Source organism: Streptomyces enissocaesilis, from assembly GCF_039533765.1.
Classification (GTDB): Bacteria; Actinomycetota; Actinomycetes; order Streptomycetales; family Streptomycetaceae; genus Streptomyces; species Streptomyces enissocaesilis.
The window spans coordinates 152,949-166,222 of sequence record NZ_BAAAUD010000031.1 but is presented as its reverse complement, the minus strand read 5'-3'; the positions used below and the strand labels follow the sequence as shown (position 1 = coordinate 166,222).

At 72.5% G+C, this 13,274-nt stretch carries 14 protein-coding genes and 1 pseudogene; 11 read left to right on the top strand and 4 right to left on the bottom strand.

Annotation, left to right across the window (positions count from 1 at the left end):
* Positions 1–164: 164 nt before the first annotated feature.
* Positions 165–908 (bottom strand): YqjF family protein, encoded by a 744-nt coding sequence (locus ABD374_RS14630; RefSeq protein ID WP_344495183.1) that lies wholly within the window; start codon positions 906–908, stop codon positions 165–167.
* Positions 909–946: 38 nt separating this feature from the next.
* A complete protein-coding gene (locus ABD374_RS14625; RefSeq protein ID WP_344495181.1) occupies positions 947–1,480 on the bottom strand; it encodes a hypothetical protein in 534 nt (177 codons plus the stop codon).
* 81 nt (positions 1,481–1,561) lie between these two features.
* Here ABD374_RS14625 and ABD374_RS34615 point away from each other — a divergent pair.
* From ABD374_RS34615 to ABD374_RS14600, 4 genes and pseudogenes are all read left to right on the top strand, one after another.
* A pseudogene (locus tag ABD374_RS34615) lies at positions 1,562–2,486 on the top strand (DUF6629 family protein).
* Between the two features lie 5 nt (positions 2,487–2,491).
* Positions 2,492–3,037 (top strand): DUF1360 domain-containing protein, encoded by a 546-nt coding sequence (locus ABD374_RS14610; RefSeq protein ID WP_344495179.1) that lies wholly within the window; start codon positions 2,492–2,494, stop codon positions 3,035–3,037.
* A 216-nt stretch (positions 3,038–3,253) separates the two neighbouring features.
* Complete coding sequence (locus ABD374_RS14605) at positions 3,254–3,745, top strand: DUF2243 domain-containing protein (RefSeq protein ID WP_344495177.1); 492 nt, start codon at positions 3,254–3,256, stop codon at positions 3,743–3,745.
* Positions 3,742–4,710 carry a cytochrome c oxidase assembly protein gene (locus tag ABD374_RS14600; RefSeq protein ID WP_344495175.1) on the top strand — a complete coding sequence of 323 codons (969 nt, stop codon included), beginning with the start codon at positions 3,742–3,744 and terminating at the stop codon, positions 4,708–4,710. The genes ABD374_RS14605 and ABD374_RS14600 overlap by 4 nt, the downstream gene beginning before the upstream one ends.
* Here ABD374_RS14600 and ABD374_RS14595 read toward each other — a convergent pair.
* Positions 4,630–5,259, bottom strand: coding sequence for a hypothetical protein (locus tag ABD374_RS14595; protein ID WP_344495173.1), 630 nt, complete (start codon positions 5,257–5,259; stop codon positions 4,630–4,632). The two genes, ABD374_RS14600 and ABD374_RS14595, sit on opposite strands and share 81 nt — an antisense overlap.
* Positions 5,260–5,415: 156 nt before the next feature.
* Between ABD374_RS14595 and ABD374_RS14590 the strand changes: the two genes are divergently transcribed.
* The 6 genes from ABD374_RS14590 (at position 5,416) to ABD374_RS14565 (ending at position 9,918) form a co-directional block, all read left to right on the top strand.
* The gene (locus ABD374_RS14590; protein ID WP_344495171.1) at positions 5,416–5,637 is read left to right on the top strand and encodes a hypothetical protein; all 222 of its coding nucleotides are present in this window, start codon (positions 5,416–5,418) and stop codon (positions 5,635–5,637) included.
* Positions 5,574–6,245, top strand: coding sequence for a nucleotidyltransferase domain-containing protein (locus tag ABD374_RS14585; RefSeq protein ID WP_344495169.1), 672 nt, complete (start codon positions 5,574–5,576; stop codon positions 6,243–6,245). The genes ABD374_RS14590 and ABD374_RS14585 overlap by 64 nt, the downstream gene beginning before the upstream one ends.
* A 732-nt stretch (positions 6,246–6,977) precedes the next feature.
* Positions 6,978–7,295: a MerR family transcriptional regulator gene (locus ABD374_RS14580; RefSeq protein ID WP_344495203.1), complete on the top strand. Its 318-nt coding sequence runs from the start codon at positions 6,978–6,980 to the stop codon at positions 7,293–7,295.
* Between the two features lie 283 nt (positions 7,296–7,578).
* Complete coding sequence (locus ABD374_RS14575; RefSeq protein WP_006604711.1) at positions 7,579–7,782, top strand: cold-shock protein; 204 nt, start codon at positions 7,579–7,581, stop codon at positions 7,780–7,782.
* Positions 7,783–8,003: 221 nt separating this feature from the next.
* Positions 8,004–9,536, top strand: coding sequence for a DEAD/DEAH box helicase (locus ABD374_RS14570; protein WP_344495167.1), 1,533 nt, complete (start codon positions 8,004–8,006; stop codon positions 9,534–9,536).
* A 73-nt stretch (positions 9,537–9,609) separates the two neighbouring features.
* A complete protein-coding gene (locus tag ABD374_RS14565; protein WP_344495165.1) occupies positions 9,610–9,918 on the top strand; it encodes an SCO5918 family protein in 309 nt (102 codons plus the stop codon).
* A gap of 97 nt (positions 9,919–10,015) precedes the next feature.
* Here ABD374_RS14565 and ABD374_RS14560 read toward each other — a convergent pair whose 3' ends face one another.
* Entirely contained in the window at positions 10,016–10,960 is a 945-nt protein-coding gene (locus ABD374_RS14560; RefSeq protein ID WP_344495163.1) for a DUF3048 domain-containing protein, read from the bottom strand.
* Between the two features lie 200 nt (positions 10,961–11,160).
* Between ABD374_RS14560 and ABD374_RS14555 the strand changes: the two genes are divergently transcribed.
* Positions 11,161–13,245, top strand: a complete 2,085-nt coding sequence (locus tag ABD374_RS14555) for a SpoIIE family protein phosphatase (protein ID WP_344495161.1) — start codon at positions 11,161–11,163, stop codon at positions 13,243–13,245.
* The last annotated feature ends 29 nt before the right edge of the window (positions 13,246–13,274 follow it).

Below are 13,274 nucleotides of genomic sequence, written 5' to 3'. Positions count from 1 at the left end.
GCGGACCGCCAGCGCCGCGCGCTCGCCCAGGGACTGCCCTCCCTGATCGACCTGATCACCACACAGAGCACCACCCCCTGACCGACCGGGCGGGCGACCGACCGGGCGACCGGACGGCCGGCACAAGAGCGGGGCCGGACACACTTTCCGGCAGTTTCCGGCAGTCAGTTCCGCAGCGCCCCGCCAGCGGATCCGGCGGCGCGCCACCGAGGCCGCGAAGGCCCGATGCGCACCCCCCTCACCCCCGGTGAGAAGTGCACCAGCGGGTCGCGGGAGGGCGTGGGCAGGCCCACCGCCGTCGTCAGCGACTGCGTCAGGTTCTCGACCGCGCCGGTGTGGAGCGGCCAGGGCGCGTGCTCCACAGGGGTGTCCCAGACCAGCCCGGCACGGCGCGTGAAGGCGTGCCACCGGGTGGTCAGCCATACGTCGCGCTCCGACGGCACGACCGGTGCCCCGCACCGCACAGCCAGGCGGTACGCACCTTCGCCGCCCCGGCGTGCGCCGGAGTAGGAACAGATCTCGTCGTTCCGTCGCAGACTCAGCGACCCCCGGTGGTACGGCGCCCCCACGGCCCTCGCGGCCAGCATGGCCGGGCAGGACACCTCGATCGTCAGGAACCACAACGCCTGGCGTCCGTCGGGGCCCCGGACATAGGTCCGCAGGTTCGTCTCGAGGAAGCTGCCGAGGGCGGGGACGCAGGACGGGACACCCGCCGGGCGCACGCCGGCCATCAGGAACGGCGTGAGAGTGACCCAGGCCGCGCCGTCGTACGTGTCCGCTCTCAGCCCGCCGGGCAGCAGCGCCTGGACGTCGGCAGGCCGGTACGGCCAGTGCACGAACGCCTGGTTCAGCCAGTCGGCCCGCAGCACCCGCAGCCGAAGCCGCCGCTCCGCTCCGTACGAGACCATCGCTCACCCACGTTCCGGTCTCCGCCCGGCGGACCGGTTCACCGGCCGTAGGCGTCGTCGCGGGACGGCGGTCCGGCATGGGTGCGGCGGCCCGGACGCATCATGGCGTGGCGCTGCCCGGGCCCCGGACCGGAGCGGGCGGCCAGGGCGTCGGCCACGGCGCCGGTGGCGAAGGCGTAGACCGTCTTGTGCACCAGGTCCACCGCCAGTTCCGATCGGGGCCAGGTCTGGGGCGGAGCGCCCACCCCCGTGGCGTTCTCCAGGATCTGGTCGTTGGTCAGCCGGACCACCGCGAACATCGCCGACGGCAACGGCCCGCGCAGCCCGGCGTGCGCCATGACCGAGCGAAGCACGCCGAGGAGCGCTCCCTGCCCGAAGTGCATGGCCCAGTTGACCGGAGCCGGCTGACGTCCGGGCCGCTCGGCCATACCGGTCAGGCGTTCCAGAGTGCGGGCCGGGACGTAGGAGTCGGGCCGGCCGGTCAGGCGCTGCTCCGCCTTCTCGCCCACGGTCATCACCACGGTGCCGACCGCTCCGGCGACCAGGCCCTGCCACAGCGCGCGTTTCATCATGCGGTTGCGGGTACCCCGAGTCGTCGTCCTCCACCACCTGCCCGGCCCGGGAAGCACCCGCCTGCCGACCGCCTCACCCGAATGCTGGCAGCGGTGCACCGGAGGCGTCGACCGGGAGAGCCGTACCGTTGCCCGGCAAAGACCGATTCACGCGATTCAGGACGCCCGGCTGTCACCATGTGCCGGAGCGCCACGGCTGATCTCGTCGCGGGCACCGGTATCGCCGCGATCGGGGTGGCCTGTACCGCGCGCCCGTCCCGGGCGCGCGACCTGCCGCCGGCCGCGCTTCCGCTGCTCCTCGGGACACACCGGATCATCGAGGCGCTGATCCGGCGCTCCGGCGGTGGCGCGGGCCCTGCCACCGTCGTCCGGGCCGTCCCCGCCCTTCCCCTGCCGGCGTGGTGGGTGCCGGTGGGCGTGGTGTGCGCCGCGCCGCCGCACGCCCGCCGGCGTCTGCTGGTTCCGCTGGCGGTCGCGGTCACGACGGCCGCGTCACTCGCGTACTGCCTCGCCACCCGCCCCGTGACCGCCGAGATCCGTGGTCGCACGCTCGGCTTCCTACTCGGCCTGGCATCCGGCGCTGCCCGTCGCGGGCTGCTTCCTTGCCACCGTCGGCTCCCTGTTCCTCGCCGACGGCCGACGGCTGCGGCTGCCCGGGGCCCTGGTCGCCTTCGGGGCGGTGACATGCGCGGCGCTGTGGCGGCTGGTACCCATCTCCACCTGGTACGCGTGCGCGGCGGTGTGTCCGGTCGTCCTGCTCGGGTGGCCACGCCGCCGCCGGGCATCCCCCGCATCCCCCGTACACCGGCCGCGGGAATCTGACGCGGTCCGCCCCGGTCCCCGCCCGGTACGGATCAACCGTGAGTCGTGCTGCGCAGACTGGGTACCGTGCCACCTAGGTGTCGCGCCGAAGAATGATCATGAGAGATCCCGCTCCGGGTACGGACGACGTGCCCGCCTCCTCCCGGCGGCTTCGCGCAGACCCGTCCGACTGAACGGAAGGTAAAAAACATGGATCGTGAGACCGGACTCGGCGGCGGGGTACGCCTGCTCAAGAACGTCCTGCGCCGTGAACACCACAACTACTCGGCCGGTGAGGAGCGCCCGCTCGTCGGCTACGCCGCTTCGCTGACCGCGTTCGGCGCGTACACGGCCGGATGGGCGGCTCTGGTCCGCCGCTCGGGCCGGCCGCTGCCCAGCCGCCCCGACCCCCGGGACCTGGTGATGATCTCCGCGGCCACGTTCCGGCTGAGCAGGTTGTTGAGCAAGGGGTCGGTGACCAGTCCGCTGCGCGCTCCGTTCACCGAGTTCGAGGGGCCTGCGGGCCCGGCGGAGCTGAGTGAGAAGAGCCGTGGGGAGGGGCCCAAGGAAGCGGTCGGCGAGCTCCTCACCTGCCCGTTCTGCCTGAGTGTGTGGGTGGTCACCACGCTGACCGCGGCCCAGCTGATCTGGCCGCGGGCGACCAGGACGGCGACGGGCGCACTGACCGCACTGGCGGCAGCGGACACCATGCAGCTGGCCTACAGCACGCTCGTCGGCAAGGCCACCAAGGCCTGAGCCGGCCCGCCCACGCCGTGGGTTCCCCGTCCGAACGCGCCGCAGCAGCGGCTTCGGCCCGGCTCCCACCGCGTGGGGCGTCCGGCGCGACCGCAGGTCGGGGCGTACCCGCCCAGGTGTCCCGGGAGTGCCCGGGACGGTGACCGGAGCACTCCGCCGCATCGCCCGGTGCCCGCCGGTCACGACGCCACCACCGCCAGGAAGGCAGCAGAGCCCATGAGCGAACCGGTCCGGCCCGCCGTGTCCGGCGCCCGCCCCCGGCCCCGCCGGTCGATGGCCGTCTGCGCGCTGATCGGCGCCGCGCTCATGGCCGCCGTCGATGAGATCGTGTTCCACCAGATCCTGGCCTGGCACCATTTCTACGACCGTTCCACGCTGTCCGTGGGCCTGCTCTCGGACGGTCTGCTGCACACCGCCGAACTGCTGGGACTGGTCGCCGGGGCCGCCCTCTACGCCGACCTGCGCCGCCGCCGCGGGCTCTCCCCGGCACACGCCCGGGCCGGGCTGGTCCTGGGTCTGGGGGCCTTCCAGCTCTTCGACGGCGTCGTCGACCACAAGCTGCTGCGCCTGCACCAGATCCGCTACGGCGTCGACATCACCCCCTACGACCTGGCCTGGAACGGCGCCGCCCTGGTCCTCCTGGCCGTCGGCGGCGCCCTGGCCGTCCGTGCGGCGCGCCACGCGCCCAGCGGGCGGGCGGCCGGGTGACACCGGCTCACACCCATCCCGCCCTGGCCGAAGCGTCCCCCGGAACGGCCCAACTGCTCGCCGCGGCAGGCGCGGTACTGGCCGTCGCGCTCTACCTGACGGCTGCCGCCCGCCTGCGCCGCCGCGGCGACGCCTGGCCCCTCCGGCGGGACGCGTCCTTCGCCGCCGGCGGCATCGCCCTGGCCGCGGCCGCCACGGCCACGCCGCCGGGCGGAGCGTTCACCGCCCACATGGCCCAGCACCTCGTCGCCGCCATGGCCGCCCCTCTGCTGCTGGTCCTCGCCCGCCCTCTCACCCTCGTCCTGCGCACCCTGCCGCCAGGCCCCGCCCGCCGCGGCCTGCTGGCGACGGCGCACTCCCGGCCCGCCGCCTGGCTGGCCTTCCCGCCGTCGGCGGCTCTGCTGGACGTCGGCGGCCTGTGGATCCTCTACCGCACCCCACTGTTCGCCGCCGTCCACGACCGGCCCCTGCTGCGCGCCGCGGTCCACCTCCATGTCCTGGCCGCCGGGCTGCTGTTCACCTTCGCGGTCTGCCGGCTCGACCCGCTGCGCCGCCGCTGGAGCCTGCCCTGGCGCGGCGCCGCCCTGCTGGCCGCCGGGGCGGCCCACGCCGTCCTCGCCAAGACCCTCTACGTCACGCCCCCGCCCGGCACCGCCTTCACCGGGGCCGACCTGCGCACCGGCGCCCAACTGATGTACTACGGCGGCGACCTGGCCGAGGCCGCGCTCGGCGCCGCACTGGCGACACAGTGGTACGCCGCCACCGGCCGCGCCCGGGCGGCCCGGGACCGGCGCCGCCGCGGTCCCGCTGCCGCCCCGGCGCGCAGATCCCCGCGCACCCGGACGCGTACCCGGTCCGAAGCGGATGCCGGCACGCGTCCGTCCTCACCCCGAGGAGCCGCCCCGGTGCCCGCGCAGCTCCACCGTGGTGACGACGCGCGTGAGGGCGGGAGGCCGGGGGACTGAACCGAACCCGAAGCGCACCGGGGGGTCGACCGGAGCGAGCGGCCCGAGGCCGTTTCCCTCGAAGACGGCCGTGGCGGCGGTGACCGGCCGGAGATCCAGCGCGCCGTACCACCCCCGGCGGCCGGGGCCCGAGCTGCCCCGGGTCCGTACGCCGGGCAGCAGCCGGGCGGGAAAGTCCACCAGCGCCGCCCACGCCGGCCGGGTGGCGAGCGGGCGGGGCACCGCCCGCAGCAGCAGCCCCAGAGGGCCCCGCGCACCTACCGTGAAACGCAGTTCCAGCGGCCCGGCCTCGACAGCCCAGGACGTACCCTCCACCCTCACCGTCACCGGTACGACCCGCACCTGGTCGAACGTGTAGACGCCGGCGACGAAATCACCGATCGGCCGGGACGGTGCGAGGAGGAGACGTGTGCCGTCGGCCTGTTCGAGCATGACGTCGCTGAACGGACCGAACGGCGACCGGACCCAGTGCCCGAGCACCACCCGGGTGCCGGAGGAGGTTCCGACACCGGCGATCCAGCCGTCGAACTCCAGACGTGTGCGTTTCACGGCGCATGAATTCCCCGCCGCCGGCGTCACGAAGCTCGTACGATGCGCGCATGGGCGTTTCCTGAGCACGCGAACCCGGTCCGAGACCAGCCTCCCGGCAGCAGTTGCCGGGCCTCCTCCGTACGCCTTCGCACCAGCTCAGGAGAGATCAGACCCATGCCCCGCATGTCACCCGCCCCCGCCCTGGACCGCCGCATCGAGCGGCTGCGCGCGATCGCCCGGTCGGACCAGCGGCTGGACGGCGTACTGCTGTACGGCTCGTGGACCCTCGGTGAGGCCGACGCCCACTCCGACATCGAGGCGTACCTCTCCATGTGCGGGACGCCCACGCCGAGGACTTCGACGGCCGCGAGTTCATCGAGCGGCCGGCCCCGCTGAAGCTGGCCTGCACCAGCATGTACGGCATTCTCGCGGTCGTCTTCGACGACCTCATGCGCGGGGAGTTCCACGTCGTGCCCGCCGGCCCCGGCATCGAGGAAGTCCCCTCCTGGCGCGGACAGGTGCACCTGCCCGATCCCGGCGCCGCCGTCCTGCTCGACCGCAGCGGACGCCTGACCGCGGCGGCGCGCCTGCTCGCCGACTTCCGGCCGCCCGAGCCGGTCACCACGGCCCAGCGGCTCACCGGCGAACTCGCCGACTGGACCCTCATGCTCGCCCACGTGCCGGCCCGCGGCGAGACCGCCCGGGCCCACGCCCTGCTGCACAGCGTCATCGCCCCGCAGCAACCACGGCTGTGCCGACTGCTGCGCGACTCCACGGCGCACCGGCTCACACCCAGCCGGTCCCTCGAAGACGACCTGCCCGTGTCCGACCGCGACCGCTACACCGCCACCACCGCCCCCGCGCACCAGGAGGCGGTACGCGCAGCGGCGCAGCGCAGCTGGCAGGGGAGCCGCGACCTGGCCGGCGCAGCGGCGCAGCGGTGGGGCATCGGTCTCCCGGTACAGCCGCACCAGGAAATCGGCGCGTTCCCGAGCCGGGGCTGACCGCACCACCGGCGCACCACCGGTCGGGCGCACCCGGGGCCGCGATGCACCGACGGCCTTGCGGAGGACCACCGGCCGCGGGACGTGACGAGCCCCACCAACGCCGAGGTGAGGAGCTGCCCTCCTTCCCGCCGCGTTCCGCGATGCGCTGGAATAGCTCCCGCCGCACCGCCGAGAAATCTGTCATGGTGAAGGTAGACATCCGGTCGCTCTGTGGCTAGAGTTTCTGGCATAGCCGACGAAGTCAGCACAGCGCACCAGAGGCGAAGACGAACTGGTGCGAGCAGTACACGGCACGGCAGTGGAGTCGTGGGGCCAGGAAGTGCGTGAAGGTCTCATGACTGACTGCCGGGCCGGGCGGCCTCAGGGCCGCCGGCAGAACCGCATGAAGAGCAGTAGAGCAGTGAGGAAAGACAGATCGGCAGGAGAGGAGTAGACGCCATCAGGATCGCCTGAGCGAGGATCCAGTTCGCTCAGGTACCGCAGGCCCCGGATTGGAAGGTGGTCCCCGGTCAGGCATTCACGATCCACGCATCTCCGGCCTCTTCGGCGGACGTGCGGAAGAACAAGAGTCGGCGCCGAGCGCCGATAGATGGTGTTCAACCCTTACGGGCCCCGGTGCCGCACGGCACCGGGGCCCCTCGACGCGTCCCGTGAGAGGTGCAAGTGACCCCAGAAGCCACACCGCAGACAAACAGCAGACTCGACGACGACGACTACCCCGCCTACACCATGGGGCGGGCGGCCGAGATGATCGGCGCCACTCCCGGCTTCCTGCGCGCCATCGGCGAGGCCCGGCTCATCGCGCCGTTGCGCTCCGAGGGCGGTCACCGCCGCTACTCCCGCTACCAGCTGCGCATCGCGGCCCGCGCACGCGAACTCGTCGACGGGGGTACGCCGATCGAGGCCGCCTGCCGCATCGTCATCCTGGAGGATCAGCTCGAAGAGGCCCTGCGCCTCAACGAGGAACTGCGCAAGGCCGGCGCGGAGGCGGGCGAGTCTCCCGGCCCGCGACCGGAGGGGCGGGCGCGAGCCGGCGGGCACAATTAATATCTGTGACCGCCACGACAGAAATTAGCGCAATACGCAGACGAGGATTTATGGGTTCCCCGGCCGAGCGGTATTACTTGCCGCGCCCCGATGTCCGAGTCGTGCTACGGTAAATGCCAGTTGCAGTTGTGGTTCCCGAAGACTTCAAGTGTTCTTGCCTGCCGTTCATGTCGGCAGGCACACTTTTGTATTTCCGGTGCTGTTCTCCGGAGGGGCGATCATCGCGGCGACTCGGGGCTCGCACAGTGCGGGCCTCTGGGCACTGCCCCGAAGGAGATATGACATGGCTACTGGCACCGTGAAGTGGTTCAACGCGGAAAAGGGCTTCGGCTTCATCGAGCAGGAGGGCGGCGGCGCCGACGTCTTCGCCCACTACTCGAACATCGCCGCCCAGGGCTTCCGTGAGCTCCAGGAGGGCCAGAAGGTGAACTTCGACGTCACGCAGGGCCAGAAGGGCCCGCAGGCCGAGAACATCGTTCCCGCCTGACGCTGAAGCGTACGACGCAGCTGGGGCCCGCACCTTGGGGTGCGGGCCCCAGCTCGTTGCTTTTCTGAGGGCTCGCTCGTGCCCATGACATTACGAGTGGACATTTTCCCCTCCCGGCTCGGGAGCGGGGTCGTCTTTTCTTGGCTCGTTATTGTAATTCTCTGCGCTTTCCGTTGCTGCCGGGAATTCCTTGATACGTGCCGCATCGAGGAAGGTTCTGCATGAACCGCACAGCCCGCACCAACGGCAGTTATTCCCGCACCCGCACCGACGGCGCGAGCCGTGGCGGCTTCCGGTCGCAGGTCCCCGGCCGCCAGGGCGCTCCGAGCCGTTCCGGTGGTTTCGGTCGCCGCCCCGCCGGCCTCCAGGGCGAGTTCGCCCTGCCGGTCAGCACGACGCCCGCCCTGCCCGCGGTCGAGGCGTTCGCCGACCTGGACATGCCCGCGCCCCTGCTGGCGGCGCTCGCCGTCGAGGGCGTGACGGTGCCGTTCCCGATCCAGGCCGCCACGCTGCCGAACTCGCTGGCCGGACGCGACGTCCTGGGCCGCGGGCGCACCGGCTCGGGCAAGACCCTGGCCTTCGGGCTGGCGCTGCTGGCCCGCACGGCAGGGCAGCGCGCCGAGTCGCGCCAGCCGCTGGCGCTGGTGCTCGTACCCACCCGTGAGCTGGCCCAGCAGGTCACCGACGCCCTCGCGCCCTACGCCAGGTCGCTGGCGCTGCGGCTGACCACGGTGGTCGGCGGCATGTCCATCGGCCGCCAGGCCGGCGCGCTGCGCAGCGGCGCCGAGGTCGTCGTGGCGACCCCGGGCCGGCTCAAGGACCTCATCGAGCGTGGCGACTGCCGCCTGGACCGGGTCGCCGTCACCGTGCTGGACGAGGCCGACCAGATGGCCGACATGGGCTTCATGCCCCAGGTCACCGAACTGCTCGACCAGGTGCGCCCGGAGGGACAGCGGATGCTGTTCTCGGCCACGCTGGACCGCAATGTCGACAAGCTGGTCCGCACCTACCTGACCGACCCGGTGGTCCACTCGGTCGACCCGTCGCAGGGCGCGGTCACGACGATGGAGCACCACCTGCTGCACGTCCAGGGCGCCGACAAGTACGCCATGACCACGGAGATCGCCGCCCGGGAGGGCCGGGTGATCATGTTCCTGGACACCAAGCACGCCGTGGACAAGCTCACCGTGCACCTGCTGGCCAGCGGCGTACGGGCGGCCGCGCTGCACGGCGGGAAGTCGCAGCCGCAGCGCACGCGCACGCTCGACCAGTTCAAGAGCGGGCACGTGACCGTACTGGTCGCGACGAATGTCGCGGCGCGCGGCATCCACGTCGACAACCTCGACCTGGTCGTCAACGTCGACCCGCCGACCGACCACAAGGACTACCTGCACCGCGGCGGCCGTACCGCCCGCGCCGGCGAGTCCGGCAGCGTCGTCACCCTGGTGCAGCCCAACCAGCGCCGCGAGATGACCCGCCTGATGCAGGCCGCGGGCATCACCCCGCACACCGCCCAGGTCCGCTCCGGCGACGCCGAACTGACCCGGATCACCGGCGCCCGGACGCCTTCCGGCGTTCCCGTCACGATTGTCGCCCCCGTGGTGGAGCGCCCGAAGCGCGGCGAGTCGTCGTCCCGGGGCCGGCGCGGCCGCCCCGCCCGGACCGCGCGCCGCTCCGTCGGATCGGTGGGAGCGCCCCAGTCACGTACCGCCGCAGCGCCGCAGCGCCAGGCACCGCTCTCCCGCGCCGCATGAGTCTCGTCCCGTCGTTCGTCCCGTCCGTGAGGACGGCCGTCCTTCCGGCTCTTCCGAACCTTGCTGAGGCACTATGCGCTGCGTCATCGCCCGTTTCCCCTTCGACCTGTTCAAGAGCGACGTGCAGGAGTCGATGAAGGGCATCAAGCCCGAACCCGTCACGGGCGAGTCCGTGATCATCGGCCGCCGCCACTACCCGGTCAAGCAGGTGGGAGAAGTGATCACCAGGCAGGACCGCCGCGACTTCAGCGCCAGTGAAGTGACCAGGGCGCTCACCCGCCTCGGCTTCACCTGCCGCGCCGTTCCCGCATTGGTCCCGCCCCGTGTCCTGACCCCCCTCGAGACCGCGACGGCACTGCTCGGAGCGCCGGAACGCGTGTGAGGCCGGACAACGACGAGGGCCCCGACCGGGGAGAAACCGGTCGGGGCCCTCGCCCGTCCCGCCGGACGCCTTGCCGCGCGGAGCGCCCGGCGACGGGTCACCGTGCCGCGTACACGATCCACGTCTGACCGGAGGCGAACGTCATCCGCTTGCCGTCCGGGGTCGTGAACGACGTCCGGGATGCAGCGGTGTCCCGTCTCCATTCGGTGTCGTACGCCTTTCCGTCGCGCAGGACGACGGCCGGACCGGAGCCCACGGTCTCCGTGTACGGAGAGGTGTTCCCCCACCGGTCCTTGAAGACCGACGGACGCACGGTCACCTGCTGCACGACGACCGTGGCCGCGGCGAGCCGCTGCCCGTCGGCCGTCCGGGAAGGCGTGCCGTCCATCTCCACCAGCCACTTCTGCCGGTCCGTGGACCAGGTGAAGGCGAAGCGCGCCGACGGATAGCGGACCGTGTGCTCGTCGGCGGGTTTCCCGCCGGACGGCGGCGGGCCGAAGCGGAGCCCGATGTCCTCGGCGGCGTTCCTGCCGGAGGGGGCGTGCGGTATGTTCCCGGGCCTCAGATAGAGATTGTGCGGTGCGGCCCGGTCGTCGCTGCGGAAGTACGCGTCCGGTGCCTCCGAGGGGGACAGCGCGTTCAGCGGCGCCGCCTCGATGAGCGGATCGAGCCTGCTCTGCGCGCCGGAGTAGGCGAGCGTCGGCCGGTCGAACTGCCGCAGCAGCTCCAGATCCGTCTCGCGTGCGCTGCGTACCGGGCCGACGACGGACGGCACGGCGGACGCATAGACGGCGAGGATGCGGCTGAGACCGGCCTCCACCTGTTCGACGTAGACGATGTCCGCCTTGTCCAGCCCGGTCGGCGGCCGGGCCGCCGCGACGTTGTCGATCTTCACCGCGAGGACGCGGGCGTCGGACGGGACCCGGCCGTCCGGTGGGGGAGAGGTGTTCGCCCCTCCGGAGCCGCCGCACGCCGCCACGACGAGCAGCGCCAGTGTGGCGAGTGACGCTGCGACTGATCTCTTCCCTCTGGCTGCCCGCATGGCTGCCGCCCTTCGGAGTCGGACCGTGGGAGGCACACCGCCGCCCCTCGACCACAGCGGCGGCAGCTCCCACATCCATCATCACGCCGTCGCGGGGTTGTCGGTTCTCCGCGGGCCGTACGTGTCCGGGCCGAGGATGCGGGCGCAGCCTGGGTAGAGAGACGATGGGAGATACCGGCGGCGGGCGGAAGGAGCCCCGGATGCGTGTGACCGACTCCGTCTCTGCCAGCCCTGATCAGCCGGGGGGCGCGCGGCCCGCGTCGGGAGGACTGCTGGACCTGCTGAGCGTCGCTGCCGTGGTGCTGGACGCCGACGGGCGGATCGTGCTGTGGAGCCCCCAGGCGGAGGAACTGTTCGGTTACTCCGCGAACGAGGCACTCGGCGGGTTCGCGGGCCGGCTGCTGGTCCATGAACAGCACCTGGAGCTGGTGGACCGGCTGTTCGCCCAGGTCATGGCAGGCAAAGGAGGGGCGAGCTGGGCAGGGGTCTTCCCCATGCGCCACAAGGACGGCAGCACCCGGCTGGTGGAGTTCCGCAACATGCGGCTGGAGGACGACCGCAGGGACCTCTACGCCCTGGGCCTGGCCACCGACCAGGCGACCTTGCGCAAGGTGGAGCGGGACCTCGCGCTGTCCACCCGGCTGGTGGCCCAGTCCCCGATCGGACTGGCGGTGGTGGACACCGACCTGCGGTACGTCACCGTCAATCCGGCACTCGAACGCATCAACGGCCTGTCCGCTGCCGAGCACGTCGGCCGGAACGTGCACGAGGCGCTGCCGTTCCTGGACACCGAGTCCATCGAGGCCTCGATGCGCCAGGTCCTCGCCACCGGCGTCCCGATCCTCGACCAGGAGTCCGTCGGGCACACCCCGGCCGACCCGGACCACGAGAACACGTGGTCGGTGTCCTTCTACCGGCTGGAGGCGTCCAACGGGAAGGTGCTCGGGGTGGCCGCCTCCGTCGTCGACGTCACCGACCGGCGACGCGCCACCATCGAGGCCGCACAGGCCCGCCAGCGCCTCGCCGTCGTCGCCGACGCCTCCATCCGCATCGGCACCACCCTCGACCTGGACGAGACCGCCCGCGAACTCGCCGACGTGTCGGTGCCGCAACTGGCCGACGTGGCCGCCGTGGACGTGCTCGACAGTGTCCTCAACGGCCGCTCGGCCGCGACGGCGCGGACCGGGCCCGCGGTGTTCCGCGCTCTCGCCGTGGCCAGCGCGTACCCCAGCGAGGCGGTGCGCGCGGCCGACCCGCCCGGTGAGGTGGCCAGGTACGAGGCCGACCGGCTGGTCACCCAGTGCGTGAACACCGGCCACCCCGTCCGCGTGTCCCACGTGGACCGCGACGACCTGCGGTGCATCGCCCGCAGCCCCGAAGCCGCCGCGCTGCTGGACGCCGCGGGACTGCACTCCTACCTGGCCGTGCCGCTGATCGCGCGCGGCAAGGTCCTCGGCGCCCTCGACCTCAAGCGCACCCGCAACCCGGAACCGTTCAGCGCCGACGACGAGATCCTGGCCGGCGAGCTCGCCGCACGGGCGGCCGTGTGCATCGACAACGCCCGCTGGTACCGGCAGGCGCGCAACACCGCCCTGACCCTCCAGCGCAGCCTCCTTCCCCAACGGCCACCGGACCAGCCCGGCCTGGAGGTCGCCAGCCGCTACCAGCCCGCCCAGGCGGCCGACGAGGTCGGCGGCGACTGGTTCGACGTCATCCCCCTGACGGACGACAAGAGCGCCCTCGTCGTCGGCGACGTCATGGGCAGCGGCGTCAGCGCGGCCGCCACGATGGGCCAGCTCCGCACCGCCACCCGCACCCTGGCCGAACTCGGGCTCGACCCCGCCCAGGTGCTGCACCACCTCGACCGCATCACCGACCGCATGGGGCAGACCATCACCACGTGCACCTACGCCGTCTACGATCCCCACCGGGCCGAGTGCCACATCTCCAACGCCGGGCACCTGCCGCCCGTCCTGGTACGCCCAGGCCGGCCCCCCGAACTGCTCGACCTGCCCACCGGCGCCCCGCTCGGCGTCGGCGAAGTCACCTTTCACACCACTACGCTCGCCCTGCGCCCCGGCGACCGGCTGGTCCTCTACACCGACGGCCTGGTCGAGACGCGCGACCAGGCCATCGACGAACGGCTGGACGCCCTCCTCACCCACCTCACCGAACCTCCGCGGTCCCTGGAGGAGACCTGTGACCTGCTCCTGCACGCGCTGCGCCATCCCGGGGACCACGACGACGTGGCGCTGCTCATCGCCCGCGCGACGGAACTGACGTGAGGCGCGCGCACCGGGGACTGCCATGTGTC